Origin of the sequence: Exiguobacterium sp. s64 (assembly GCF_018618035.1) — a bacterium.
Taxonomy (GTDB): Bacteria; Bacillota; Bacilli; order Exiguobacteriales; family Exiguobacteriaceae; genus Exiguobacterium; species Exiguobacterium mexicanum_A.
Genome location: NZ_JACSLH010000006.1, coordinates 106701 through 131972 on the forward strand (window position 1 = coordinate 106701; position 25272 = coordinate 131972).

General features: G+C 52.6%; 26 protein-coding genes and 1 tRNA gene. 10 read left to right on the forward strand and 17 right to left on the reverse strand.

Translation table 11 applies throughout. From position 1 onward, the window contains the following. Window positions 1–93 precede the first annotated feature (93 nt). The gene (locus KNP64_RS10400) at window positions 94–648 is read right to left on the reverse strand and encodes a GNAT family N-acetyltransferase (RefSeq protein ID WP_138859970.1); all 555 of its coding nucleotides are present in this window, start codon (window positions 646–648) and stop codon (window positions 94–96) included. Window positions 649–748: 100 nt separating this feature from the next. Here KNP64_RS10400 and KNP64_RS10405 point away from each other — a divergent pair, with 100 nt between their 5' ends. Then, on the forward strand, window positions 749–1498 hold the full coding sequence (locus tag KNP64_RS10405; RefSeq protein WP_214793148.1) for a sugar nucleotide-binding protein: 750 nt from the start codon (window positions 749–751) through the stop codon (window positions 1496–1498). Between the two features lie 16 nt (window positions 1499–1514). Here the strand turns inward: KNP64_RS10405 and cypC are convergent, their stop codons facing one another. Beyond that, window positions 1515–2756 carry a CYP152 family fatty-acid peroxygenase CypC gene (gene cypC, locus KNP64_RS10410; RefSeq protein WP_214793145.1) on the reverse strand — a complete coding sequence of 414 codons (1242 nt, stop codon included), beginning with the start codon at window positions 2754–2756 and terminating at the stop codon, window positions 1515–1517. An 83-nt stretch (window positions 2757–2839) separates the two neighbouring features. Here cypC and KNP64_RS10415 point away from each other — a divergent pair, with 83 nt between their 5' ends. Next, a complete protein-coding gene (locus KNP64_RS10415; protein WP_214793142.1) occupies window positions 2840–3199 on the forward strand; it encodes a potassium channel family protein in 360 nt (119 codons plus the stop codon). A gap of 18 nt (window positions 3200–3217) precedes the next feature. Here KNP64_RS10415 and KNP64_RS10420 read toward each other — a convergent pair whose 3' ends face one another. Further along, window positions 3218–4576, reverse strand: a complete 1359-nt coding sequence (locus KNP64_RS10420; RefSeq protein ID WP_138859974.1) for an alanine/glycine:cation symporter family protein — start codon at window positions 4574–4576, stop codon at window positions 3218–3220. A 131-nt stretch (window positions 4577–4707) separates the two neighbouring features. After that, entirely contained in the window at window positions 4708–4977 is a 270-nt protein-coding gene (gene yidD / locus KNP64_RS10425) for a membrane protein insertion efficiency factor YidD (RefSeq protein WP_138859975.1), read from the reverse strand. A gap of 205 nt (window positions 4978–5182) precedes the next feature. Between yidD and KNP64_RS10430 the strand changes: the two genes are divergently transcribed. Further along, window positions 5183–5965 (forward strand): pyrroline-5-carboxylate reductase family protein, encoded by a 783-nt coding sequence (locus tag KNP64_RS10430; RefSeq protein ID WP_138859976.1) that lies wholly within the window; start codon window positions 5183–5185, stop codon window positions 5963–5965. A gap of 36 nt (window positions 5966–6001) precedes the next feature. Here the strand turns inward: KNP64_RS10430 and KNP64_RS10435 are convergent, their stop codons facing one another. The 6 genes from KNP64_RS10435 to KNP64_RS10460 all read right to left on the reverse strand — a co-directional run bounded on the left by KNP64_RS10435 (window position 6002) and on the right by KNP64_RS10460 (window position 8880). Beyond that, a complete protein-coding gene (locus KNP64_RS10435) occupies window positions 6002–6706 on the reverse strand; it encodes a DUF554 domain-containing protein (protein ID WP_214793139.1) in 705 nt (234 codons plus the stop codon). 159 nt (window positions 6707–6865) lie between these two features. Continuing rightward, window positions 6866–6938: transfer RNA gene (locus tag KNP64_RS10440), tRNA-Val, on the reverse strand. Window positions 6939–7024: 86 nt separating this feature from the next. Further along, window positions 7025–7582, reverse strand: coding sequence for a GNAT family N-acetyltransferase (locus KNP64_RS10445; protein ID WP_214793136.1), 558 nt, complete (start codon window positions 7580–7582; stop codon window positions 7025–7027). Window positions 7583–7649: 67 nt separating this feature from the next. After that, the gene (locus tag KNP64_RS10450; protein WP_021065258.1) at window positions 7650–7964 is read right to left on the reverse strand and encodes a DMT family transporter; all 315 of its coding nucleotides are present in this window, start codon (window positions 7962–7964) and stop codon (window positions 7650–7652) included. Next, complete coding sequence (locus KNP64_RS10455) at window positions 7961–8305, reverse strand: DMT family transporter (protein ID WP_167491846.1); 345 nt, start codon at window positions 8303–8305, stop codon at window positions 7961–7963. Before KNP64_RS10455 ends, KNP64_RS10450 begins: the two co-directional genes overlap by 4 nt. Then, window positions 8302–8880, reverse strand: coding sequence for a TetR/AcrR family transcriptional regulator (locus tag KNP64_RS10460; RefSeq protein ID WP_214793133.1), 579 nt, complete (start codon window positions 8878–8880; stop codon window positions 8302–8304). Before KNP64_RS10460 ends, KNP64_RS10455 begins: the two co-directional genes overlap by 4 nt. A 125-nt stretch (window positions 8881–9005) precedes the next feature. Here KNP64_RS10460 and KNP64_RS10465 point away from each other — a divergent pair, with 125 nt between their 5' ends. Continuing rightward, entirely contained in the window at window positions 9006–9788 is a 783-nt protein-coding gene (locus KNP64_RS10465) for an alpha/beta hydrolase (protein WP_214793130.1), read from the forward strand. Window positions 9789–9829: 41 nt separating this feature from the next. Here KNP64_RS10465 and KNP64_RS10470 read toward each other — a convergent pair whose 3' ends face one another. After that, window positions 9830–11068 carry an aminopeptidase gene (locus KNP64_RS10470; protein ID WP_200860057.1) on the reverse strand — a complete coding sequence of 413 codons (1239 nt, stop codon included), beginning with the start codon at window positions 11066–11068 and terminating at the stop codon, window positions 9830–9832. A gap of 113 nt (window positions 11069–11181) precedes the next feature. On the opposite strand from KNP64_RS10470, the gene KNP64_RS10475 reads away from it, so the two are divergent. The 3 genes from KNP64_RS10475 (at window position 11182) to KNP64_RS10485 (ending at window position 15246) form a co-directional block, all read left to right on the forward strand. Beyond that, complete coding sequence (locus KNP64_RS10475) at window positions 11182–11589, forward strand: YkvA family protein (protein WP_034781220.1); 408 nt, start codon at window positions 11182–11184, stop codon at window positions 11587–11589. Between the two features lie 87 nt (window positions 11590–11676). Continuing rightward, window positions 11677–12543, forward strand: a complete 867-nt coding sequence (locus KNP64_RS10480) for a YitT family protein (protein WP_214793127.1) — start codon at window positions 11677–11679, stop codon at window positions 12541–12543. Between the two features lie 99 nt (window positions 12544–12642). Further along, on the forward strand, window positions 12643–15246 hold the full coding sequence (locus tag KNP64_RS10485) for a putative bifunctional diguanylate cyclase/phosphodiesterase (protein WP_251126402.1): 2604 nt from the start codon (window positions 12643–12645) through the stop codon (window positions 15244–15246). Between the two features lie 42 nt (window positions 15247–15288). Here KNP64_RS10485 and KNP64_RS10490 read toward each other — a convergent pair whose 3' ends face one another. Beyond that, window positions 15289–17358, reverse strand: coding sequence for an alpha-amylase family protein (locus KNP64_RS10490; protein ID WP_233005449.1), 2070 nt, complete (start codon window positions 17356–17358; stop codon window positions 15289–15291). Between the two features lie 159 nt (window positions 17359–17517). Here KNP64_RS10490 and KNP64_RS10495 point away from each other — a divergent pair, with 159 nt between their 5' ends. Further along, window positions 17518–18144 carry a hypothetical protein gene (locus tag KNP64_RS10495; protein WP_138859985.1) on the forward strand — a complete coding sequence of 209 codons (627 nt, stop codon included), beginning with the start codon at window positions 17518–17520 and terminating at the stop codon, window positions 18142–18144. A 38-nt stretch (window positions 18145–18182) separates the two neighbouring features. Here KNP64_RS10495 and KNP64_RS10500 read toward each other — a convergent pair whose 3' ends face one another. Beyond that, window positions 18183–20216 (reverse strand): heavy metal translocating P-type ATPase, encoded by a 2034-nt coding sequence (locus KNP64_RS10500; RefSeq protein WP_251126403.1) that lies wholly within the window; start codon window positions 20214–20216, stop codon window positions 18183–18185. A gap of 109 nt (window positions 20217–20325) precedes the next feature. After that, window positions 20326–20688, reverse strand: a complete 363-nt coding sequence (locus tag KNP64_RS10505) for an ArsR/SmtB family transcription factor (protein ID WP_214708921.1) — start codon at window positions 20686–20688, stop codon at window positions 20326–20328. A 146-nt stretch (window positions 20689–20834) separates the two neighbouring features. On the opposite strand from KNP64_RS10505, the gene yhfH reads away from it, so the two are divergent. Further along, a complete protein-coding gene (yhfH, locus tag KNP64_RS10510) occupies window positions 20835–20993 on the forward strand; it encodes a protein YhfH (RefSeq protein WP_021065246.1) in 159 nt (52 codons plus the stop codon). Between the two features lie 35 nt (window positions 20994–21028). On the opposite strand, the gene KNP64_RS10515 is transcribed toward yhfH, so the two are convergent. The 3 genes from KNP64_RS10515 to KNP64_RS10525 all read right to left on the reverse strand — a co-directional run bounded on the left by KNP64_RS10515 (window position 21029) and on the right by KNP64_RS10525 (window position 23070). Then, window positions 21029–21373 (reverse strand): fluoride efflux transporter FluC, encoded by a 345-nt coding sequence (locus KNP64_RS10515; RefSeq protein ID WP_214793124.1) that lies wholly within the window; start codon window positions 21371–21373, stop codon window positions 21029–21031. After that, window positions 21370–21777 carry a fluoride efflux transporter CrcB gene (crcB, locus tag KNP64_RS10520; RefSeq protein WP_138859989.1) on the reverse strand — a complete coding sequence of 136 codons (408 nt, stop codon included), beginning with the start codon at window positions 21775–21777 and terminating at the stop codon, window positions 21370–21372. Before crcB ends, KNP64_RS10515 begins: the two co-directional genes overlap by 4 nt. 90 nt (window positions 21778–21867) lie before the next feature. Continuing rightward, window positions 21868–23070: an ornithine--oxo-acid transaminase gene (locus KNP64_RS10525; RefSeq protein ID WP_214793121.1), complete on the reverse strand. Its 1203-nt coding sequence runs from the start codon at window positions 23068–23070 to the stop codon at window positions 21868–21870. Window positions 23071–23227: 157 nt separating this feature from the next. Here KNP64_RS10525 and KNP64_RS10530 point away from each other — a divergent pair, with 157 nt between their 5' ends. After that, entirely contained in the window at window positions 23228–25270 is a 2043-nt protein-coding gene (locus tag KNP64_RS10530) for an EAL domain-containing protein (RefSeq protein ID WP_214793118.1), read from the forward strand. Window positions 25271–25272 lie beyond the last annotated feature (2 nt).

A 25272-nucleotide genomic window follows, 5' to 3' on the forward strand; every position in this document is an offset into this window, starting at 1 on the left:
TCGCTACTGATTCATTTCAAGCATTTAGTATAGCCGAGTCGCAATCATTTTGCATCGGTTTTAAGACTGATAATTGACCGATTGACGGTTCATTCAAAGCGCGAGCGCCATATAATCAAACCGTCCTCCGGAGATATCGATTTCTTTCACTTTTTTGAAACCGAGCCGCTCATATAACCGCCCGGCTGCCGGATTCGTCTGGTCAACGTTGAGCGTGACTTGTGGGATGCCTATCTCACGGGCATGGTCGATCGCTTGTTGAATCAGTTTCGTCCCAATCCCACGGCCGCCGAACGACGAGTCGACAGCGACCGAATCGATATAGAGCACATCCCCTGAGGTTTCGACGTCTAACGTGTCCGGTTGCCCTTGGGTCCGGAGCCACGTCTTGATCGGTTCATCCAACTGCGATGCCCGTTCCCCGTGGTAGGCAATCAGAATGCCCGCCATCACTGTCTCGTTTTCCGCCACCCAAACGTTTTCGTAGCTCAAGCGGTTTCCGGGCTGACCAATCCACATCGAGAGTCGTTCGAGTACTTGTTGTTGGTCTGACGTACCGGTCAACGAATACGCAATTTCGTGAATCGCCGCGTAAACGAGCGGTGCGATTTGCGTGCTATCATCCGGTGTCGCTTTTCGAATATTCATCTTTATCGCCTCCACCCATCAGTCTAGCACAAAGCTTCTTTCAAAGGGTTTGTCGGACAGTGAAGTGTGGGATGATACAAACAGAAGGGAGGAATAAGTAATGAAAGCAATTTTGACAGGCATGAACGGGACGGTCGCCCCTGTCGTCGCCCGTACATTAAAGCGGCACGGCATCGAGCCGGTCGCGTGGGACCGCACGAAAGTGTCCACATCTGACGAGGCTGAGATGCGAGCCTTTATCGAATCGGTCCGCCCGACTTATTTTCTTCATATTGGCATGGGCGCCGTCGAATGGGCCGATACGCTCGCACGTCTATGCGGGGAATACAAAATCCCCTTCCTCTTCACGAGCACCGTCTCCGTCTTCTCCGACGATGTGACGGGACCAATCACCCCGGACACACCGCCCGATGCAACAGATGAATATGGTGCCTATAAACGGGCGTGTGAAGAAACCATCGCCCGGACTAATCCCGGTGCCCAAATCGTCCGCCTCGGTTGGCAAATCGGGGACGGTCCCGGTTCGAACAATATGATGGATTATTTCGAGACCGAGCTGAAGCGAAACGGTATAATCGTCGCGAGCGCACACTGGTACCCGTCCTGCTCGTTTTTAGAAGATACGGCGGACGCCTTGTTCGAGATTTTGACGAAACGTGGGCCGGGACTGTATCAATTGAACGGCAACCCGAGCCATTCCCTCTATGACATCGCACTCGGCTTGAAAGAGTTGCATGACACATCATGGCAAATCGAACGAACCGACGAACCGAAACGGGATAACCGTATGGTCGACACGAACATCACAATCCAACCGATCACGAAACGGTTAGCCTTGCACACAAAATGAGTCGCCTCTCGGCGACTCATTTGCGTTCAACCTGTTTCAATACGAGCCCGCTTTTCGGCAAACTCGGTAAGTCCACAAAACTATAACTAAGGTCTTGAGACGGTACCTCATAGCGATAGCGGTTCAAGAACACGTCGATCGTTTCACGCATGATGGCGATCGTCACATGTTCCCCGGCGCAGCGATGCCCAAAATCCACATCCCCGCCACCTTGAGGGATGAACGTGAACGGGCTCTCGGTCCAACCTTTGAACCGGTCTGGATTGAACTGTTCGGGTTCCGTCCAAAGCGAGGGGTCGTGGTTCGTCCCATACAAGTCGAGCAAGACGAGCGTCCCTTGCTCGAACACAAACCCATCCCATTCGAAGTCCTGCTTGACGCGCGCGGCCGTCACCGGGAAGAACGGATAAAAGCGCCGGACTTCTTGGACGAACCATGTCGAATCCGTCTCGCCGTAGGCCAACCGGGCACGAGCCTCAGGAAACTGATGCAACGCGAGCACAGTGAACAAGACGTAAATCGACACCGCCACGGTCGGTCGTATAATATTGATCACCTCGACCGCCACGACATCGGCCGGAAGCAGTTCCCCTGCCTCATCACGATGCCATGAAAATTCATACAGCGCTGTCTGTTCGTTCGGAAGCAACCGGTTCGTCCGCACTTCCTCGACCATCTTCCGAACCCAAGACTCGGCCGACGACCGGGCCGCCCGTCCACGTATGTGCTTTGGTCCAAGGGCCGTCCCCGATTCGAACAACAACCGCATCTCATCCGTCCGCTGTTTCACTTCATGCTCGTCGAGCGGGACCCCGGCCCATTCACAAACGGCCCGCATGAGGACTTCTTGAGCCATACCATAGAGCATTGTTTCGTCTTCGGCCGCATCGAGCGCTCGTTCCCATTCACGGCTGACAAGTCTCGTCAGGCGCTCGATATTTCCTGGGAACATGAGCGACATGAACATCTTTTTTCGATGTGCATGCGCCGCACCGTCCAGCGTCTGCACCCCGTCCTCCCCGAACAACGTCTTCAGCAACCGCTTCGGTGCCGCGTCTTGCCGAACGAATTTGTCCGCGTCATAAAATAAAGCGGCTGCCTCGGAACCACCGAGACAGATTGCTCGCTCCCCAAGCAAACGCGTTTCGAATAGGTTTGACTGAAAGCTTTTTCTGCGGTTCGGGACATACAAGTAGCCCTCCCGGAGGAACGCCAAGCTATGGTCGAGCCCTTGTTCTTTCGGAATCGGTCGTGTCATGATGTATCATCCTTTCCAACTTTTCTATAGAGGATGTTCCCCTGTTATTAGCGAACAAACCTATAAAGAAAGGAGGCGGGCGAATGCTCTCATTTATTTTGACATTTCGTCGCATGTTTCGCGGAATCTGGCGCGGTCTGAAAGACGCTGAGTTTCAAGTGTTGTTCAGTCTCGCCCTTCTGACCATCATCTCGGGGACACTATTTTATTCACGGTTCGAGGACATGCGTTGGCTTGACGCCTTGTATTTCAGCGTCGTCACGCTCCCGACGATCGGCTATGGGGATTTCGTCCCGACGACCGATCTCGGTAAAGTGTTCACGATCGGCTACGTCATTACTGGTGTCGGCATCATGGTCGGCTTCATCACCAAAGTCTTTGACCACCTCCAGCAAGCGCGACTCGAAGAGGTCCGCAAACGAAACACGCCACCGTCTCCTTGAAGACGGTGGCGTGTTTCGTTAAGATGCTTTTCGATTTCGATTTTCGAGCTCGAGTTGCTGATTGAACCGTTTCGTCTCGGCGATCACAACACCCGACAAGAACAGCAGACCAATCAAGTTCGGGATGGCCATCAAACCGTTAAACACATCGGAAAGGGCCCAGACCAAGTTAAGGTTCGTCGTCATCGCGCCGAGTCCGGCCACGAGGACGAAGGCGATGCGATACGGAATAATCGATTTCTGGCCGAACAAGTAGTGAATCGAACGTTCTCCATAATACGACCATCCGAGCACCGTCGAATAGGCGAACATGACGAGGCCGATTGTCACGATATATCCGCCAGCCGGCCCTAAAAATTGCTCAAACGTCGCCGTCGTCAACGCGACCCCTTCGAGCCCCGACCCGATTTGTCCGCCCATGACGAGCGTAATCCCTGTGACCGAACAGACGATGAGCGTATCGAGGAACACTTGCGTCATCGAGACGAGTGCCTGACGCCCTGGCATATCCGTCTTGGCCGCCGCCGCCGCGATTGGGGCCGATCCAAGACCGGCCTCGTTCGAGAAGACGCCGCGGGCCACCCCGTAACGAATCGCCGCCCCGATCGCTCCTCCACCAATTGCCTCGGCGCTTAACGTGCTGCTGAAGATGAGTGAAATCGCATCTGGAATGAGCGTATAGTTCATAATCATAATCAATAATCCACTGCCGAGATAAAAGACGATCATGACCGGTACGAAGTAACTGACGACGCGACCGATTGATTTGACACCGCCCAAGATGACCGCACCTGTGAAAATCATAATCAAGATACCGGAGACATACAACGGCACGTCAAACGTCGTCTTGAGCGCCATCGCCACCGAATTCGTCTGTACCCCGTTTCCAATCCCGAACGCCGCGAGGGAAGCGAACCCCGCGAAGGCGACAGCGAGCCAGCGCTGTTTCAAGCCGCGCTCCAAGTAATACATTGGTCCCCCAGCCATTTGTCCCCGCTCATCAGTGACCCGATATTTGACCGCGAGCACGGCTTCCGCGTATTTGGTCGCCATTCCGAAGAAACCGGATACCCACATCCAGACGATCGCGCCTGGCCCACCGAGCACGACGGCCGTCGCGACCCCAACGATATTCCCCGTACCGACCGTAGCCGCGAGCGCGGTCATGAGTGCTTGGAAGTGACTGATGTCCCCTTTCGATGACTTGTCCTGATTTTTAGAGAATGCGAGCTTCAGTGCGTAAGGCAACTTCGTGATTTGAATTCCCCCGAGACGTACCGTCAAATAAATGCCTGTCCCCACAAGCAAAATCAATAACGGTGGTCCCCACACAAAGTTTGAGATCGTACCGATGAGTTCACTGAACGATTGACCCATGTTGTATTCCCCTTTCCCCGTATGTAATGAGTACATCTCTATTTTTTCAGAATACTTAGAAGATTGTCAAAAGTATTGTGATAAAACAAGTCAGAGAAAGAGGGGCTGTATCTAAAACAGCGAGCCGTCGATTAGACGTCTCGCTGAGATGGGGGTTTTTCACGTTGTAACGGCGCCTTCCAATCGAACTCGTCCGGCACGTAGTCGAGCCCGCCCGAATGGAACGGTTGGCAACGCATGAGCCGGCGCGTCGTCAAATAACCACCTTTGAGTGCACCATGTTTCTCGATCGCCTCGATCCCATAATGCGAACAACTCGGATAAAACCGACACGTCGGTGGTTTCCACGGAGAAATGAAGCGTTGATACCCTTGAATCCCCCGGACTAACACTCGTTTCACGTTTCATCGCCTCCTGATTGATTACTGCCATGATAGCTCGACCGGTTCGACTTGTCATCCGTGACGTCTGCGACAATCCAGTGACAAGACGGTGTCACGTTTTTCCTTTGTTTTACAATTTGAGCACGAGAGGCGCTATTTGACGTATCATTTGTTATGATAGGCAACATGTACACGACCGAATCTATATGAAGAGGTGACGATTATGAATATTTTAATGGTAGGAGCAGGATCGATGAGCGAGTCACTCGTCCGCGGATGGTTAGCCTCAGGCCTGTCTCCTGAACAAATCACGATGACGAACCGGAGTGACCGGACACGTCTTACAGAACTTCACACTGAGCTGGGCGTGCAAATCGTCGACGAAGAGGATGTCAACGCGTATGACATCGTCGTCCTTGCGATGCAACCGGACGGAGTGCTTCCATATGTAAGCTCGAAGACGTGGACCACACCGCTCCTCGTTTCCGTAGCGGCTCATATCGAACCGAGCGAAATTGAAGAGGCGTCAGGTCTCCCTGCCGTCTGCGCGATGCCGAATACGCCAGTGGCTTATCAAAACGGGATGACCGGGCTCTGGTTCGGACCCGAGACCGATGATACGGTCCGTGAAAAGGCGACGGCTTTGTTTGAGCGTGTTGGTCGTACAGCTGTGACTGATGCGAAGACGATGTCGGCCTTTATGGCCGCCGCCGGTTGCAGCCCCGCTTTCTTTTACGAGATTGTCGGGTCGATGACACCGGTCTTGACGGAAGCAGGATTTGACGAAACGACGGCCCGTCAAATCGTCGCCCAAGCGATGAAAGGATCAGCTGAGCTTCTCCTCCATGAGACACGGCCGACGAACGACTTGATCGCAGATGTGGCCGCGCCGGACGGTCCGACCGATCGGGGTGTCGGTGTGCTTCGCTCGCGCGATTTAGCAGACGTCATGGCTTCTGCCCTTCGCGAAAGTGCGAGAGAAGAAGTCGAACAACCGAAGAATTGAAAAAATCCGAGAAACGCATCGCGTCTCTCGGATTTTTTATTGGACGATATGTAAAATCGAGACGATGACCGCGACCATCAAAATCCCCGGCAATAGATTCGCGACGCGAATCCGAGTGATGCCGACCAAATTTAAACCGATCGCGACGATCATGACGCCGCCGGTCGCTGTCATTTCTAAAATAAAGTCATCCATGAGCGATTCCGGGATAAACTTCATGATTTGGATGGCGAGCAAGGCGATTGCTCCTTGGTATAAGAGAACCGGGACGGCCGAGAACATGACCCCAATCCCTAGCGTCGAGCTAAGGACGAGTGCCGTGAAGCCGTCAATCAATCCTTTTGTATAGAGGACATCATGGTCCCCGCGCAATCCACTGTCGAGTGCGCCGATGACGGCCATCGCCCCGATGACGAAGATGAGCGTCGCCGTGATGAAGCCTTCGGCGATACTCGACTTGCTCTTACCGCCGAGTCGGCGTTCCAATTGATAGCCGACCTCGTTCAACTTCTCATCAAGCTTCCACCATTCACCGAGCGCCGCCCCGATGACGAGACTGCCGATGACGATTAAAAAGTTCTCACTCTTCATCCCCATTTGAATCCCCAGCAAGACGACGGCGAGACCGATGGCTGCGGTGACCGTCTCTTTCATTCGTTCGGGGATGCGGTGAAATAAAAGTCCAAGTAATGTGCCAATCACGATCAACGTCGCGTTGACGATTGTTCCGGTTAAGACCATTGTAATATTCCCCGTTTCTGTATGTAATGAGAGGAATATACCAACTGTTTATGTAGACTGTCAATTGAAAGAAAAACAAAAAAAAAGCCACTTCTCGCAAGAAGTGGCGTCGCGGAAACCCACGTTCCTATGGGTTTCGCATCGGGTTTGGCACCCAAGTGATTCTGACTGGGCTCGAACCAGCGACCTCTACCCTGTCAAGGTAGCGCTCTCCCAGCTGAGCTACAGAATCAGGTCGTGTCCTCTCTTAAGGACACTATTAATATATCAAGAAACTAATGCCTTGGCAACTGTTTTTTAAAACTTTTTTACTTTTTTTCAACGCGTTATTTCTTCCCGTTTCATATGGCGGCATAACCGCTCTAAATCACCGGCATATACTGAGACGAGCATGCCTTGATATTCAGTGTCACGGTCCCAATGCAGTCCGTTCGCTTTCGCGACTCGTTGCGATGGGACGTTATCCGGATGAATCAAGGAAATGATCTCTTTCTCACCTTCTTCGAACGCATGACGCATGAGACGAGCCGCTGCCTCGCGTCCGTAGCCCATATGCCAATGCTTCGGCGCCAACCAATATCCGACTTCAAGTTCAATCGTGCCGTCGAGTTCATGGAGCAACGTGCCGGCATGACCAATCGGCTCGTCATTTTCATGCGACATCAATTTGAGCAACCCGGTTTGACGACCCGTCTGATAGCGGGCCAACTGGCGCTCGAACCACTCGATCGTCTGTTCATCCGTATATGGCTTTCCGTCCGGGCTAATAAAACGCATCACGCGCGGATCTTGGAGTAGCGATTTCACGAAATAAAAATCAGCAATCGTGTAAGGTTCGAGTCGTAGACGCTCGGATTGCAGTTTGATATGACTCATCGTCCCCGCCCCTTTCGTTCACAGTCTGAACTATTCAATTCCCGTTTTTATTCGAAGCTAATCCTGATCACGCGACAACTTTCAATCCGATGACGCTTCCGATAATAAGCAATAAGAAGAAGATACGCCACCGGTCCCGGGATTCGTTCAAGTACAGCATGCCGAGCACGACCCCGCCGGCCGCCCCAATCCCGACCCAAATCGAATACGCCAATCCGAGCGGGAGCGTCTCGAGCGAACGCGACAACAAATAAAAGCTTAAGGCAAACGTTCCAACCGACAAGATCGACCATTTAACAATCTGATAGCCTTTTGATTTACCCATCCAAAAGACGGCCATCATCTCAGCAAGACCCGCACCAATCAAAAATACCCAACTCATGCCGACTCACCTCCCGTCACTTGTTTCAGTCCGACCACACCGATCAGAAGTGTGATGATAAAGACGAGCTTCATCCCGGTGAGCGCCTCGTCGAACAAGAGCGCCCCGACGATGACCGTTCCGACGGCTCCGATGCCGGTAAAGACGGCGTACCCCGTCCCGGCCGGTAAGGTGCGGAACGACATCGCCAACAATCCAAAACTCACAATCAATAATAGAATCGTCATCACGCTCGGACCGAGCACCGTGAACCCGTTCGACAGCTTCATCGTCGTCGCCCAAACAATTTCGAGCAGACCGGCGAGCACGAGCCAAACCCAGGCTAGTTGATCTTGTTTCATGTCCAACCGACTCCCTTCTTGAAAATCGTGAATGCGGCCCGTTGCCGTTTGACGCGATTCGTCTCAAGCGTGAAGAGCGAAAGAAGCGCCCCGTCTAGAAAACAATAGTACGCGTCATACACGTTCTCGAGTGACTGTTCGGGTAAGGCCCCTTGCTCCATCGCCAATCGAAACTGTTCTTTCTCGAACGCTTGCAGTTCCGTCTCGACCGAACCGAGCGTCGTCTCGATGAATGATCGCAACTCGGGCGGTGGGACGAGCAACATCCGCTTCGTCAGCATCCATGTCTCCTCTTCTTCAAAGAAGCGAATCAACGCCTCGACGATCGCCTCGATCCGCTCGAGCGGCGCAGCGTCAACGGAAGCGTCCCGTGCCTCCTGCCAGATGTGTGCATAACGGTTCCCCATGTCCTCGACGACTTGCTTGAACAGTTGTTCTTTCCCTTCGATATGGGCGTATAGCGACGCCTTTTTGATGCCGACATCCTCAGCGAGAGAGGCGAGCGACAAGCCTTCATATCCTTCAAGCGCAAACCGGCGCCGCGCCGCCAGTTCGATTCGTTGTTTCGTATTCATCACAGATCGTCCCCTTTCTCTCTCACCACCTTACCTAACGAACGGTAGGTAGTCAAGTGCGCGGATTGCATTCCCCGGTTCCACCCGGCAAAATGGAGACAGTTGATGGGAAAGGAGCGCTTTATATGCTTGAGCAATTCAGCTTTACGTTACCGACCGAGACGACACGCGGACGGAAACGAATCGTCCGTGTCTATCGTCCCGACTTCGTGTCGGCTGACGAGCGGATCCCGGTCCTCTATATGCACGACGGTCAAAACGTGTTCGACGGCAAGACCGCCACGATCGGCGAAGGTTGGTCAATCGACCGCCACATCGAGGACTTGCAATTGCCGCTCATGGTCGTCGCCATCGCGAGTGCCCCGGACTGGCTCGACCGCTACGATGAGTATTCGTTTTATGAGGATGAGATGCTATACCGGCGGATTGGACCGGAACTCGCCAAGACACGGCCTACGCTCGGGGGTAAAGGGCGTGCTTACGCCGACTGGCTCATGCAAGAGTTGAAGCCGTGGATTGATGAACGCTACGCGACCGACCCGGACGACGTCGGCGTGATGGGCAGCTCGATGGGCGGGGTCATCTCGCTCCATATGATGACGGCCTATCCGTCCATCCGGCGCGTCGGCTCGCTCTCGACAGCCGCTTGGGCCAATCTCGACTCCCTCATTCGGGATGTGAAGCAGGCCGATGTGACGGCGCGTCTCTATATGGACATCGGGACGAACGAGACGAGCGGACCGATCACGCCCGAGGATTACCTCTATACGAACGCGAAACTCGTCGAGACGGTCGCGCGAACAGGGATCGCCTTCCGCTATGAAGTCGAGCCCGGTGCCGTCCACAATGAAATCGCGTGGCGGCGTCGGCTACCGAACGCCCTCGCCTTCCTCTATGAATTGACATAAAAAAGAGACGAATTCCACAAAGGGATTCGTCTCTTGCTTGATTAAATGACCCAGTTGCCGTCACGCATGATGGCTTCGCGTGAACCGTCTTCGAGTTCGCCGTCGATGTTCATCTCGGCCGAGCCGATCATGAAGTCGACATGTGTCATCGAGTCGTTCGCACCGTTCTCGGCGAGCTCTTCGGCTGACATTTGCGGTCCGCCTTCGAGACATGTCGAGTACGCGCGTCCGAGCGCCAAGTGACACGATGCGTTTTCGTCGAACAACGTGTTATAGAAAAGGAGACCCGAGTTCGAGATTGGTGAGTCGTCCGGCACGAGCGCGACTTCTCCGATACGACGCGCCCCTTCATCGAGGTTCAACAACTCATCGAGTGCCTGTTGGCCTTGTTTCGCTTCCGCCTTCACGACTTTCCCGCCTTCGAACCAGAGCGTGAATCCATCGATCAAGTTGCCGCTATAGCTGAGCGGTTTCGTGCTCGACACGTGTCCTTCGACCGAATCTTTATCGGCGAGCGTGAACACTTCTTCGGTCGGCATGTTGGCGATGAAATCGACACCGTCGATGTTCGGACCGCCGCCGCCAAGGAAGACGTGCTTCTTCGGCAAGCCGATCGTCAATTCCGTGCCCGGTGCTTTGTAATGGAGCTTCGTGTACTTCTTGTTCGTGAGTAACGTCGCGCGTTCACGGAGCGATGCGTCATGCGTATCCCACGCTGCGACGACATCCGGTTGGTCCATGCGCGTCGCTTCGAAAATCGCTTTCCAAAGGGCTGGTACGGCGTCTTCACGGTCTGGGAAGACTTTCTTCGCCCATGCTTCCGAAGCGCCAGCAACGATTGACCAGCTGACATTGTCGCTCATGACATATTTGCGCCATTTCGCGAGCGCCACGCCGGCAGCACGGTTCGAGTCCGCGATGCGTGACGACTCAACGCCGTTCAGTGCGTCCGGGTCGTCGCTGACGATCGATAGGAACGCCGTCTTCTCTTCGGCCAATTGCTCAAAGCGGGCCTTGAGCCATTCCGGGTATTCTTTGAAAGCATCCGCCGGGGCGTTGAAGTAACGGACTTTCGTCGTCTCTTCGTCGCTCCAGTTGACATATACTTGTTTCGCGCCAGCTGCGTAAGCTGCTTTCACGATTTGACGGACGAGCGGTGCTTGGCTAATATCAGCTCGGACTTCGAGCTGTTGGCCCGGCTGAATGTTGACGCCTTTTTTGACGGCAAGCTCAGCGTAGCGGGCAAATTCTGCCTCAGTCGGCATGGTTACAGTAGACATATGTACAGTTCCTCCTTTTTCACTTATTTCTATTTTCTTAAATTTTCGGAAAAGTTGCAACCAAATCGCAAAAACGGGCATATTAGTAGATGAAGACAGAAGGAGGAATATACATGTCAGATTGGAAAACAACGTACACACACTTTTTAACGAGCGCGACCGAGGACTATACCGACAATGAAACATTAGGTGACCTTTTGGTCCAAGGCGAACTCGCTCTCGCTAAAGTGACGGTCGACGTCGCTTCAAACGAGATTAGCAATATCGAGCGAGAAGAAGAACTGACGCTCTACTTCCAAATGAAACAGTTACTCAACATGTTGCGTGCCGTCTATAATCACCAGTTCGAGATGCAGCCGGACAAACAACATGCCCTCGTTGCGGCCGTCTTATACTTCGTATCCCCATTCGATGCGATTCCGGACGACGCCCCACTCGGCTTATTCGATGACGCTCAAGTCATCGATTACGTGCATGAACAGCTCGCAAGCGATATCGACCGCTTCCACAACGAATTGTAATCGTTCGGCGCTTGAAATTCCTCCACCATCGGAGTACGCTTGAGTGAGTTTATTTCAAAGGGGGCGTATGGCGCCTAGCCATCATCTATGTACGCAAAATCAAGAAAACGAATCGCCGTCGAGACGACTTTGTTCATCATCGCCGGAACGATTCTACAATCGATCTTTGTCGGCTTATTGCTCAAACCAAACGAGATCGGGACCGGGGGCATCGTCGGGATCACCTTGATCATCAACGAGCTGTTCGGCACACCGATCGGATTCACGCAACTCGTGTTGAATATCCCACTCTTTATCGTCGGGATTAAATATCTGGGGAAACGGTTCATTCTCATGACCGGGCTCGTCGTCGTCTTATCATCTATCTTGATCGATACGTTGCCCGTGCTCATCCCGCCGACCCCGCTCGATGACCCGCTCGTCGCCTCGGTGTTCAGTGGGATCGTTTCCGGCCTCGGGCTCGCCCTGCTGTTATTCGCAGGCGCTTCGACCGGAGGACTCGACATTCTCGGGAAAGTCATTTATACGAACAACCGGAACTTATCACTCCCGAAAATCTTTTTGACACAAGATATCATCGTCTATATCCTCGTGTTCATCACGTTCGACATTAAAGCGGTCATGTATGCGCTCGTCCTCAGTTTCGTCCGGTCGCGGACGTTGTTGACGATTCACCGGTTCTTCTCGGCGCAAAAGCAGTGTTTCATCATCTGTAAGAAAGCCGATGAAATCAACCTCGTCATCAAGCAGAACTTGAAACGCGGCGTCACGATTATGGACGCGACCGGCGGTTACTCGAACGACTCGAAGAAGATGTTGTATGTCGTCATCCAAAACAACGAAATACCAAAACTGCGTCAAATCGTCTCAGAGATTGATTCAGAAGCGTTCGTCACCGTCTCCGAAATCGATTCGGTCGTCGGTAACTTCAAAGAGCATTCGTATACACTTTAATCGACAGCAACTTGCTGTCGATTTTTTGTGTAACAAACGCATGAACAATCCGATAATAATGGTGGGCCTCTTAGACATATACAGAAGGAGGTGCATGAGTTGACCAACCACTCGTTGCGCCAAACAGTCCCCGCTTTGCTCGTCGGGACCTTTTTTCTCGGACTTTTATTGATTCTGTTCACCCCTTACGCCTTGAGGGAGACGAGTTTGTTCGTCTATTTCACGGCGGTCACTCTCATCGCGACCGTCTTTAGCGCGACGGCCGTGTTTCAAAATCGCGGGATGCGACGCTACATCCATTTACTGATTAGCGCCGGCAATGTCTGCTTCATCGCTTATTTGGTCGGACACCATTTTGGCGCATCGACAACAATCAACCATATGCCGTTCATTCAGAACTTTTTTTATTTGATTATGTCGCTGATTGTCATCACGCAATCGATTGAAATTCGGACATTGAAACTGCGAACGTTCGACATTTTCGCCTTGTTCAGCTTCCTGTTGATTGGGGCGTTGCATCTGTTCGTTTATTCGAACGACGGAGCACGTTATGCGGCTCATTTGAACGGGTTTGAAGAACAGATGGTGTTGATTAGTCTCTACATGATGCTCGGCTTCCTGTACTTGAATCGCATCACCTCGGTCGGCCAAACGTTCCGTGTGCTCTTGTTGATCGGCATTCTCGGCTTCACGACTGCCTCGATTTTGAACCAATTGCTCATCTTCAACGGCATCGGCCATGAGTTGGTGCACCTGCTTCAAGTGAGTAGCATCTTTATCATTTCAATCAGCTACGTGTTCGATGAATCGAGAGAAGATGCCCTCGTCTATGACTCCGTGTTCGACTACGTCGTCTATAGCGCAATCGTCATGCTGTTCATGCTCGCCTCGGATCGTTTGCTCGGCACATCTGTGCTCGACTCGATGACGGCGAACGCCGTCTTGTTGCTGCTCATCCGTCAGTTCGTCGTCGCCAAACAAAACGCATTGATCAGTCACCGTTTACATACCGTCAATACCGACCTCGAAGTCGCAGTGACGACGAAAGCACATGAACTTGAAATTCGGGAGCAACAGTATCGGTCCCTGTTCGCCTATCATGCCGAACCGATTTTCTTGTTCGACCTTCACGGTGAAGTGTTGTCCGTAAACGAGGCCGGCAGCTCGGTGCTCGGTCATGACACAGAGACACTCATCGGTTCCAACATATTAGATATCATCGAACAAAAAGACCGGTCCGCCTATGCGACCGTATTGCATGATTTGAAGAACGGTCGCCCGCGTACGCTCGACGTCGATGTCGTCACCGAGGACGGGGCGAAGCGAGTTTGGCAGCTGATGAACATCCCGATGATTATCGACGGGGAAGTCGAAGGCATTTATGCCATCGTCAAAGACATCACCCAAATGATCGTGCAACAAGAACAAATCTACTATCAAGCAAATCATGACAGTTTGACGGGACTACACAACCGTTACGCGTTGCAAGAACAAATCGAACGGCTCATCGCCGAAGGACGACGATTCTCGCTCATGTTCTCCGACCTGGACGGCTTCAAAGAGATCAACGACCAGTTCGGCCATCATATGGGCGATGAATTGCTGCAACACATCGGCAAACGACTAAGAGGTGCCTTATTGCCGAACGAGTACGCGGGACGGCTCGGCGGTGACGAGTTCATCGTCGTCGCCGAACATGATGATGATGAGATGTTAGTCGAACGGTTGCGACGCTTCGTCTATCGCCCGCCTTACTTTATGGGCGGAACGCTCGTCGAGATCCATGCGTCGATTGGCATCGTCCGCTATCCCGACCACGGATCGACGCTCAAGCACTTGCTCTCAAACGCAGACCTCGCGATGTACAAGGCAAAGGACAAGGGACGTAATGAGACCGTCCTGTTCGCGCCAGAGCTGCGTGCGGATAAAGAAGAACGCAAGCTGTTGATGGAAGGGCTCGACACCGCCCTTGAAAAAGGCGAGATCTCGCTTTACCTTCAGCCTCAAGTCGACGCCTCGACGAAAGCCATCATCGGGGCCGAGGCGCTCATGCGCTGGCAACGCGATGGGGTCTTCATCCCGCCGAGCCAATTCATCCCGATCGCCGAGGAGACGGGCCACATCCATGATCTCGGTCGCTGGATGATCCATGAGACGTTCCAATTGATGTACGCCTTCGAGCAAGGAGAAATCAATTTGCCGAAATTGTCGGTCAACCTCTCCGTCCGTCAATTGTTCGATGAACATTTAATCGAGTATTTGACGACTTTGTTTGAGCGGTTTCCAATCGAACCGAGCCGACTCAACTTCGAATTGACCGAGACCGTCGCCGCCCACCATTCCGACCGGGTGTTGACACGGATCCTCGAACTCAAGGCGCTCGGCATCAAACTGTCGATCGATGACTTCGGGACCGGCTACAGCTCACTCGCCTACCTCGTCCGCTATCCGATTGACGAGTTAAAGATTCCGCGCGAGTTCACGATGCAACTCGAAGAGAACCGGGAGTATCAAACCGTTACCGCGACGATCGTCGCCATGGCCCGACAACTTGGGATGGCACTCGTCGCCGAAGGGGTCGAGACAGAATATCAAGAGAATTTCTTACGAAAGATCGGCTGTGATTCGATGCAAGGGTATCGCTATGCGAAGCCGATGCCGCTCGATGAGTTTGTCATCTACTACATGAAGCAGACGATGTGACAAAAAATGCCCCGAACCGGTAAACCGATTCGGGGCATTTGCTTATTTCATCTCATAAATTTTGACTTCGCCCGGCTTCAAATCGACCCACAGGTCCCAATTCTCATCGAACGAGTGCTCGGCATACGGCCATGACGTCGGTGAGTAGACCATCTCGGCGAAACGGCTTGCGTTCCAGTTACGGCGGCGCACCCCGTCGAGCGGGACTTTCCCCTGCAGCGGATGATGCATGCTCGTGTTGGCAACGACAAGGAGCGTCTCGTTCGTATCCGGACGCAGCCAAGCGAGGCCGATGAACGGCGCATCCATGTGCGTCATCGCGAGCGGTTCGAAATGACTCGGGTTGACGAGGACGTCCAACCAACGACGACGCACTTCGGCAACTTGATGCATGAGTTCGATCATCTCGTCTCGTTCCGGGTGATCCCAATGGAACTGATACGCGTCGAAGAAGGCGAGCTTACCAAAGTACGGATCGGTCGGGAAGAGTTGGTACGCTTCTTCCGGGCGGCAGTCGAGCCCGGTGTTCATCGGTTGCGTCTCATACAGTTCGAGCCCCGAGTTCGTCATCGGGACCCCGTTCGGCACGAAGCCGTTCAACACAGTGAGCAAGCGACTCGCTTGCCGTCCCCCGTCCCGTGTCGCCACGCGGCGCGTGTCCGCTGTCTCTCCGGCCGCGAACACCGGCAACGGTAAGAAACGTGAGTCATAAATGAACTGGTGTGTCTCATGCGTATCGAATCGAGGTTCTTTATAGAACCCGTAGCCGATAATCATGTTATAGCCCGCTTCTTTCGCTGCCCACGCTCCGATTTCGATCAATTCTTCAGCGATGAAACTGAAGTTGGCGTCGAGTGCGCGTGGCTGTTGAAGGATCCGTTGTGCCAAATCGACCGGCAAGGCGTGACCCATATCGATGCGGGCCCCATCGATTCCAAATTCGCGCTGGTAGTGCGGGATGATATCGGCGAGCATCGCCCATAGCGGCTCATTGATTTGATCGCCCCGGAATTGATTCGACTTGATCGAATCGAACAGAATGTACGGAGCCAAGTTCGCCTCGCTGACGTAAGGCGCTGCCGCTGTCGGATGATCGAGGAACAGACGGAAGTATGTGACGTCCGACCATGGCGGTTGCGGGTCATTGATACAATCCGAAAAAGCTGGAGCGGTCGTCAAACCGAACTCACGCTCGATGACCGCGAGCAAGTTCTCTTCCGGGTGCTCGAGCAAGTACGTCTTCACCGTCTCCCACTTGTCCGCGTCAACGAGGTTCGGCGCCATCGAGAAGCGACGCAAATGCGCCCAGACGTCTTCCGACCCGTAAATCATTGGCAAGAAAGCGTGCTCTGGTTTTACGTTCTCTCCGATACCGGGCACGTGCGGCGGGTGATAGTAGTCAAGTTCCGTCACCGGGATCCAATAAAACCATTCCGGGTTTTCTAGAATGAGACGGTTGTCACGGGCGCATGTGCGTGGGATGACATCGATGACGACACGAATTCCGACCATATGGCATGCCTCGACGAACGCGGCGAACTCTTCTTCGACCGTCAAGCCGTCTCCCGTCAACGTCTCTTTCAGTTCTTCATCGATTCCAAAGAAGTCTTGCACGGCATAAGGAGAACCAAATTCGCCTTTTTTATTTTTGTGGCTATGTTGCGAGATCGGCAATAGGAACAACGTGTCAATTCCCATATAAAGCAAGTGCGGGATTAGCGCGAGCGTTTTGACGAACGTTCCCGTGTCCTTCATCCCGACCGAGTTTTCCATCTCGACATAACCTGAACCGTCATGATCCCATGACGTCGAGGTCCGGACTTGCATCGAATAGACGGAGGCACGCTTGATCCAATCGCCGCCCGTTTGAAGATATCCATCCGCTTGGGCGACCGATTGATGATAATCCCGTCCGTCGACCGCATGCGGGAGAATCGCTTTTTCAATCGTCTCGATTAAAAAATCGTAAGGATTGACCCGTTCGACGCCATCTCGGACAGGCTCTGAAGGGAATTGCAGGCGGTTCCACAAGGCCGGAATGTCGTATTCCATGTTCGTTCGTTTTTCTTTCAAGACCTGGTGTAACTTGCGTAACGATGAGTTCTCTGGCATGTGTATTCTCCTTATAAATGAAATCGTTCCTCATTTCATTGTAAACGATAACAAGAAACGCTTTACTATGTTTTTATACCTTTACCCGAAATTTTCCTTTTCCAAAAAAATATTTTGCGACGAAATCGGTAAATATTGTACGATTGTATGGAAGGAGGGATGACCGTGTCCCAACAGAAATGGCTGACCTTACTCATCTTGTTGTCACTTTTATCCGTGCTGATCCTTGCGGGTTTTGGGTTTCAACTTCGAGACACGAGACATCAACTCGAGTCGATTCATAGTCAACGCCTCGATTCCTATGATGCCATCGAAGAGATCATGTATTTTAACATTGAACGAGCCAACGCCATTCGCGGGTTGCTCGCCTACGAAGACCGGCGTTTTTTAGAATCGTATTACAGTATGTCCCAGCAAGCTGAAGAGTTGAAGACGTCGATCACGAACGACCCGCACACACCGAGCTCGCTGATTGATTTGCTTTACCGTGACGGAATATGGGAGCAAGGCGCCGCCGAAGTGCTTGTCTTTTATGAGCGCGGCGATCTCGAGGCCGCGACCGAGCTAGCCGAGACGATGACCGATCAGCGCCAAACGATCCTCGAAGATTTGCGCGCATTGAAGAAACTACAGTATGAAGACATCCGCAAACAACTCGTCGCGACCGAGAATCAAATCGATGTGTTGATTCAAGCCCTCACGTCGATTGCCATCTTGCTCATCGCCGCACTGCTCGTTTTGCTGTTTCTCCTCTTCAAAACACGAAAAAAAGACCGTCTCCAATGAGACGATCCCTCGACCTCAATTTCCATTGTGAGGTCTTTTTATTTGGAATGAATGAGACGTGCGGCGTTCCCGATGGCGAGCAAGGCAACCCCGACGTCAGCAAACACGGCTTCCCACATCGAGGCTAGTCCGAAGAGACCGAGCAAGAGGAAGAGCGCCTTCATACCGAACGCGAACGTGATGTTTTGCCAAACAATCCGCCGTGTCCGCTTACTTAATTCAATCGCTGCCACGACGTCTCGCGGAGCGTCGTTCATCAGCACGAGGTCGGCTGCCGTGACCGCTGCATCACTCCCGACGCCGCCCATCACGAGTCCGACATCGGCTCGTGCGAGCGCCGCCGCATCGTTCAATCCGTCACCGACAAAAGCGACCTTGCCAGTTGCCGCCAACCGTTCGACTTCTGCGACTTTTTGATGCGGAAGCAATTCGCTTCTCACTTCATCGATTCCAATTGCCGAACCGACGGCGGCTGCGACTTCTTGCCGGTCCCCGGTCAACATGACCGTCTGATAACCATAGCGCTTCAAAGCTTGAATCGTTTCTTGCGCATCTGGCTTCACTTGGTCTCTCAACTCGATTCGGCCGAGCCAACGGTCATTTTTGACGATATGGACGATCGTCCCCGATGTCTCCGCCGGGGTTGGATAACCCAATTTTTGAACATAGCGGGCGCTGCCGACGTAAATGCGGTTTTCACCGTCGATCGCCATCAACCCGTATCCCGGTTCTTCTTGAATCATCGAGAACGGTGCGACTGGACCCGCATGCTCGACGATTGCTTTTGCGAGCGGATGCGTGGAGGCCATCTCAACACGGGCGGCAAGCTGAAGCAACTCGTCTGTCGTCAGCTCCCCGTTTGTCACGACATCGGTCACTTCAAAGCGGCCGGTCGTGAGCGTACCGGTCTTATCGAATACGACCGTATCGACTTCGGCGAGCACATCTAAATATTCGCCGCCTTTCACTAGGATGCCCCGCCGTGAACCTGCTCCAATCCCACCGAAATAGCCGAGTGGAATCGAGATCACCAAGGCGCATGGACAACTGATGACGAGGAAAATCAAGGCCCGGTATACCCATTCCTCGAGATTTCCGACAAACAGTGGTGGAACAAATGCGACGACCGCCGCGAGCACGACGACGACCGGCGTGTATACTTTCGCCAACCGCGTGATCATCTGTTCCGTTCTCGCCTTGTTCATGCTCGCTTGTTCGACGAGGGCAATCATTTTTTGCAGGCTCGATTCAGTCGCCGGGCGTTCGACTCGTATTTCGAGCCGCCCGTCAAGGTTGACCATTCCCGCAAGGACGTCTTCCTCGGGACCGATTGGGCGTGGTAACGACTCACCTGTCAGCGACGCCGTATCCAATGAGCTCGAGCCTCGCAGCACACGACCGTCCATCGGGATCTGTTCGCCTGCTCGAACGATGATGATGCTACCGGTTGCGACCTCTTCAGGACGTTTTTCTACTTCTCGTCCATCTTCGAACACGCGCGCAATCGTCGGTTTCATGTTCAACAGCGATTGAATCGACCGTCGCGAGGCGTGGACGGCCCGCGCTTGGAAGTATTCACCGAGCTGGTAGAACAGCATGACGGCGACCGCTTCCGGATACTCCGCAATCGCAATCGCACCGATCGTCGCAATCGACATTAAAAATTTTTCATCAAACCATTCCCGATGCCATACGTTGCGAATTGCGGCATAGACGACGTCATAGCCTGCGACCACATAGGCAATCGCGTACACAAAGAGCAAATCGGTGTACAGACCGACGAGCAGCAGGGCGAACGCGACGCCAAACCGCCACAATAAGCGACCCGACATCGGCACTTCCGCCTCGTCTTTGACAAAATGTGCTCCCGGTTCAATTCGCCCCATCGTCGCTTCGATGGCGCGGAGCGTCTTCGTGTGATCCTTCGAATCATCCCATTCGATAATCATTCGACTTGTCGCAAAATCGATTTGACAAGCGGCGACACCGTCCTCTCCCGTCACGCTTTTCTCGATTTTGGCGGCACAGTTCGTACATGTGATCCCTTCGACAGGTAATACATCCCGTTTCATAATTATCTCGCCCCTTTACATTCAAATGTTCATTTGAATATATCGTAACGCTGTTCCATCACAATTACAACCGAAAAAAGAGCCGACTGGAATCCCAGCTGGCTCTTTGTCACGCATCAATTTGTTCGGCACTGTGGGCCATCGCGATCTCGACGAGTAGCCGGACGTGATCATCGTCGAGTGAGTAGTAGACGACTTTTCCTTCTTTTCGATATTTGACAAGCCCTTGCTCGAGCAACGTCCGTAAATGATGCGACGCCGTCGCGTTTGAATGTCCGATCACGGCCGCCACGTCACAGACGCACAGTTCCCGTTCTAACGTCAGGACGTACAACACTTTGAGCCGGGTCGGATCGGCGAACGCCTTGAACAATCGGCTGACTCGAACCGCATCTAGGTCTGTCAGTGCCCGTTGTAACACCGTCACATCTTCACTTTGAATGGCGATTGTTTCACACTGGGGTGCTTTCATCCGTCTCACCTCGTTTTCTGTACTCTCATTCTAACAAAATCCGATTTATAAATCTGTTATATATTATTATTGACTTATACACCACTGTTATAATACAATCAAAACAACATAACAGCTACGTTACTTAAATAAAGGGGGCAGTTACAATGAATGAATGGGCAAGCCGACTTGAATCTTCCGTCGAATTTTATCGGAAGTTACCGGACAAGACATGTCAAGAATGCGGGAAACAGATGGATGAGCAGTGCGAGTCTTACGAGAACACGTGCCCATCCTGTGCTGAAAAACTGCAACTTAGCGAATAAAGCAAATCCCTCGGAACAAGTTTCCGAGGGATTTTTCATGGCAGATGATAACCGAGATAGGCAGCAAACAGACCAAGTACATAGGTCGCAAGCAAATACATCCCGAAACGAAGCCAGTCTTTGGCGACGAACCGCATCACTTCGAGCTTGAACGTCGAGAACGTCGTGAACGAACCGAGAAAGCCGACACCGATACCGAGCATGAGCGTTTGGTGAACACTCGCCCCGTATAAATACCCAAGTCCAAACGAACCAGTCACATTGACGATGAGCGTTGCCCACGGAAACGCCGATGTCGTCCGGGTTTTGACGAACTGACCGACCCCGAATCGCGCCATCGCCCCGAAGAACGCGCCGATCATGATGACGAGAAGCGTCATCGTACTCCCCCCTCTCGCATGACAGCCCGATCGAACCGTCGCCGCCCAAACCAAAATCCGAGCCATGAACTGAACAGCCCAAGTCCGAGACTGAGCGTCACATAAAGCAGAGCTGAACCGAATGCGTCAGCCTCTAACAATTCAATCGTCTCCACACTGAATGTCGAGAACGTCGTAAACGAGCCGATGAACCCTGTCCCGACCGCGGTGACGACACTCGGGGAGAGACGTCCGGACCGAAACAGAAAGTGTGTCAGCCAACCGAGCGCGAAACTTCCTGATAAATTGATGAGCAGCGTCCCGAGCGGAAACAGACCGATCCAAAACGTCTCGATGCCTGTCCCGATCCCATAACGTGCCAAGGCACCGAGCGCTCCCGCCAAGCCGACGTATACATAGAGCATGGCCCCGTCTCCCTTCAAAAAAACACCTGCCGCGAGCACGTCGCGAGACAGGTGTTTAAGTCTGTATTCATTATAACAAGCGATGCGCAATCACGAAATAGCGGCTGGTGCGAACACGGCTGAAATCGCCTCGAACGCCTCATCGAGCTCTTCTTTCGTGATGACGAGTGGTGGCGCCAAACGAATCACCGTCTCATGCGTCTCTTTGCAGAGCAGACCGCGCTCTTTGAGCGCTTCACAATAAGGACGTGCCGCTTCTGTCAATTCGATTCCGATGAACAGACCGCGTCCACGTACATCTTTGATGAGCGGATTGTCGATCAATTTCAATCGGTCCATGAAGTACGTCCCGAGTTCAAGTGAACGTTGTGGCAGTTGTTCTTCCTCTAACACTTCAAGCGACGCGATCGACACGGCTGCCGCGAGCGGGTTCCCGCCGAACGTCGACCCGTGCGACCCTGGATTGAATACGCTCAAGACGCTCTCATTGGCTGCGACACATGATACCGGGAATACGCCGCCCCCGAGCGCTTTTCCGAGAATATACATATCCGGCTCCACATCTTCCCATTCGATGGCGAACCATTTGCCTGAGCGACCGAGCCCCGATTGAATCTCATCGGCCACGAACAAGACATTATGCTGCTGGCAGAGCTCACTGGCACGTTTCAAGTAACCAGCCGGTGGGATGATGATCCCGGCTTCGCCTTGAATCGGTTCGACAATGAACGCCGCCGTATTTTCAGTGATAGCCGCCTCGAACGCATCGATGTCACCGTACGGCACGACTTTAAACCCTGGCAATAGCGGCCCGAATCCGCGTTGATATTCCGCTTCTGTCGACATCGACACCGCCGCCATCGTCCGGCCGTGGAAGTTGCCCGAGCAGACGATGATTTCCGCTTGGCCTGGGATTTGTTTCACTTCATACGCCCAGCGACGTGATGCTTTGACAGCCGTTTCGACTGCTTCCGCACCCGTGTTCATCGGCAACACCATCTGTTTGTTTGTAAGCGCTGCCACTTTTTTGTAAAAACGACCGAGTTGATCATTGTAAAATGCCCGTGACGTCAGCGTAATTTTATCCGCTTGATCCTTGAGCGCTTGAATGATTTTTGGATGACAATGACCTTGGTTGACGGCCGAATAGGCACTCAACATATCCATGTAGCGGTTCCCCTCTGGATCCGTCACCCAGATCCCTTTCGCTTCCGAGATGACGATTGGAAGTGGATGATAGTTGTGCGCCCCGAACTTCTCTGTCAATTCAATCACTTCTTGTGTCTTTGACATTTGATTTCCCCCTTATCAAAAAAACTATCTTACTCCTTCAGTATATGATGACCGTCTTTCTTTTGACAACGACCAACTTGCCCATTCCTCGGGTTGGGAAAATAAGGTACACTGAACGTAGAGTACGATTCATTTGATGTAGATTGGAGGAAATGCTGTGGCTTCATTGCGCGATTTGCCGATTGACGAGTTCATCGATGCTTTATCTGTCCCATGCTGTTACATCAATCTCGATGGCAACGTCCTGCTGTGGAACGAATATGCGGAAACGCTGTTCGGATGGGGACGAGACGAGGTGCTTCACCATCCGCTCCCTGTTGTCCAACACTTACAGGATGCGCTTGAATCCTGGTCACCGATGCTCCTTCAATATCCGTTCTCGACGACGGCGATGACGCCGTTCAAACATAAAAACGGATCAGTCGTCTATGCGACTGCTTATTTACAATCTTTTTCCATCAACAACTATACGGGCTACTTCCTTGCGTTTCTGCCGAAAGGATTTAGTCCGCTCATCAGCACGGAACAGTTCAACTTACTCCATCATTTTCAGGCGATGATTGAGCAGTCGACTTATTATCTGGCTGCGAACGCGTATGGGGAAATCACCGAGGTCAACCCGTTGTTATGCGGATTGATCGGGGCCCCCGACCACCAATTTATCGGTCGTAATTGGTTCGAGCTCATCCATCCGTCATTCGAGAATGACCCGATCGCCGAGGACGTGCTTCAAGCGCTTACGACCGACCGTATTTGGAACGGCGAGATGCCCATCCGCTCGGAACGTCATACGGCGAACACGTGCTGGCTCAATTTGACGGTCGTCCCAATCTTGAGCGAAGAAGGCGAAGTCGTGCAATATACCGCCTTCGGATTTGACGTCTCGGATAAAAAACGGCTCGAGCAAGAGGTCAACTACCTCGCCTATCATAACGATTTGACCGGTCTATTAAATAAAAAAGGGTGGCTTCGCCAATATGCCCACGTCTTGAAAACTGTCGATCAAAGGGATGGTTTGGTCCATGTCGCCTTGTTCGACATCGATCGCTTTAAAATCATCAACGAATCGTTCGGCTCCCGTGTCGGCAACGAACTACTCGTCCAAATCAAAGACCGGGCCACTCAGTTCATGCCTGAGACGAGCGTCATGTTCCATCCGTCGGGCGGCTTGTTTGGACTTCTGTTCTTTGAAGAGTCGAAAGAGGAAGTGTTCCAGTTGTTGCGTCAATTGCAACATGAACTGCAACGACCGTTCCGGATTTATCATCACTCGATCATGGTGTCGATTTCCATCGGTTGTGTCTTCTATCCATCGGCCACATCTTCATTAGAAGAACTTTATACGCGTGCCGAGAGCGCCTTGTTCAAAGGGAAACGGATTGGCGTCGGCACGATTCAGTTCGTCACGAAAGACATGGACGACGCGTTCTCACGTCAAATCCATATCGAAAAAGCGCTCTATCAAGCGCTCGAGGAAAAACACTTTTATTTGGAATATCAACCAAAGTTCGAGTTGAAGACCGACCGGCTCATCGGGTTCGAGGCACTTCTCCGTTGGCATCACGATGAGCTCGGTCAAATCCCGCCGTCGGAGTTCATCCCGCTCGCCGAGGAGATGGCGCTGATCGTCCCGATTAATAACTGGGTCATCCTTGAGGCCGCCAAACAGTTGAAAGCATGGCAACGACTCGTCGATTATCCGTTGTCGATGGCTGTCAACATTTCACCGAACCAATTCCGGAGCGACAGCTTCATCAATACGCTCCGAAATATCAAGCAACAGCTCAATTTAAACCCGTCCGACATCATTCTCGAAATCACGGAAAGTCTCGTCATGCAACAAACGGATGAAATCATCGCCCGGATGAATCAAATCAAGCGGCTCGACTATCGCCTGTCGATTGACGACTTTGGAACTGGATTCTCTTCACTCCAATACTTGAAGTCGTTCCCGGTCGACGAGCTGAAAATCGATAAAGTCTTTTTAGACGATTGGCTCGCCTCGAAGTCGCACTTGCTCGATGTCATCGTCCATCTCGGCAAGAGCCTACATCTGCACGTCGTCGCCGAAGGCGTCGAGGACCAAGAGATGCTCGATCATTTGAAGCAAACTGCCTGCGATTCGTTCCAAGGCTTCTTGTACGCCAAGCCGATGCCTCCGATTGAAGTCGTTCGCCTGTTAACGGGCGGAAAGCAATAAAA

Excerpts from the sequence above, each read along its gene's own strand:
- KNP64_RS10490 (WP_233005449.1), bottom strand. The coding sequence starts at position 17,358 with ATGCCAGAGAACTCATCGTTACGCAAGTTACACCAGGTCTTGAAAGAA.
- KNP64_RS10475 (WP_034781220.1), top strand. The coding sequence starts at position 11,182 with ATGTCAGATTGGAAAACAACGTACACACACTTTTTAACGAGCGCGACC.
- KNP64_RS10430 (WP_138859976.1), top strand. The coding sequence starts at position 5,183 with ATGAATATTTTAATGGTAGGAGCAGGATCGATGAGCGAGTCACTCGTC.
- KNP64_RS10525 (WP_214793121.1), bottom strand. The coding sequence starts at position 23,070 with ATGTCAAAGACACAAGAAGTGATTGAATTGACAGAGAAGTTCGGGGCG.
- KNP64_RS10435 (WP_214793139.1), bottom strand. The coding sequence starts at position 6,706 with ATGGTCTTAACCGGAACAATCGTCAACGCGACGTTGATCGTGATTGGC.
- KNP64_RS10505 (WP_214708921.1), bottom strand. The coding sequence starts at position 20,688 with ATGAAAGCACCCCAGTGTGAAACAATCGCCATTCAAAGTGAAGATGTG.
- KNP64_RS10465 (WP_214793130.1), top strand. The coding sequence starts at position 9,006 with ATGCTTGAGCAATTCAGCTTTACGTTACCGACCGAGACGACACGCGGA.
- KNP64_RS10400 (WP_138859970.1), bottom strand. The coding sequence starts at position 648 with ATGAATATTCGAAAAGCGACACCGGATGATAGCACGCAAATCGCACCG.
- yhfH (WP_021065246.1), top strand. The coding sequence starts at position 20,835 with ATGAATGAATGGGCAAGCCGACTTGAATCTTCCGTCGAATTTTATCGG.
- KNP64_RS10480 (WP_214793127.1), top strand. The coding sequence starts at position 11,677 with ATGTACGCAAAATCAAGAAAACGAATCGCCGTCGAGACGACTTTGTTC.
- KNP64_RS10515 (WP_214793124.1), bottom strand. The coding sequence starts at position 21,373 with ATGACGCTTCTCGTCATCATGATCGGCGCGTTCTTCGGGGCGATGGCG.
- KNP64_RS10405 (WP_214793148.1), top strand. The coding sequence starts at position 749 with ATGAAAGCAATTTTGACAGGCATGAACGGGACGGTCGCCCCTGTCGTC.
- KNP64_RS10455 (WP_167491846.1), bottom strand. The coding sequence starts at position 8,305 with ATGAAACAAGATCAACTAGCCTGGGTTTGGCTCGTGCTCGCCGGTCTG.
- KNP64_RS10470 (WP_200860057.1), bottom strand. The coding sequence starts at position 11,068 with ATGTCTACTGTAACCATGCCGACTGAGGCAGAATTTGCCCGCTACGCT.
- KNP64_RS10445 (WP_214793136.1), bottom strand. The coding sequence starts at position 7,582 with ATGAGTCATATCAAACTGCAATCCGAGCGTCTACGACTCGAACCTTAC.
- cypC (WP_214793145.1), bottom strand. The coding sequence starts at position 2,756 with ATGACACGACCGATTCCGAAAGAACAAGGGCTCGACCATAGCTTGGCG.
- KNP64_RS10415 (WP_214793142.1), top strand. The coding sequence starts at position 2,840 with ATGCTCTCATTTATTTTGACATTTCGTCGCATGTTTCGCGGAATCTGG.
- KNP64_RS10450 (WP_021065258.1), bottom strand. The coding sequence starts at position 7,964 with ATGAGTTGGGTATTTTTGATTGGTGCGGGTCTTGCTGAGATGATGGCC.
- KNP64_RS10495 (WP_138859985.1), top strand. The coding sequence starts at position 17,518 with ATGACCGTGTCCCAACAGAAATGGCTGACCTTACTCATCTTGTTGTCA.
- crcB (WP_138859989.1), bottom strand. The coding sequence starts at position 21,777 with ATGCTCTATGTATACGTCGGCTTGGCGGGAGCGCTCGGTGCCTTGGCA.
- KNP64_RS10500 (WP_251126403.1), bottom strand. The coding sequence starts at position 20,216 with ATGAAACGGGATGTATTACCTGTCGAAGGGATCACATGTACGAACTGT.
- KNP64_RS10460 (WP_214793133.1), bottom strand. The coding sequence starts at position 8,880 with ATGAATACGAAACAACGAATCGAACTGGCGGCGCGGCGCCGGTTTGCG.
- KNP64_RS10420 (WP_138859974.1), bottom strand. The coding sequence starts at position 4,576 with ATGGGTCAATCGTTCAGTGAACTCATCGGTACGATCTCAAACTTTGTG.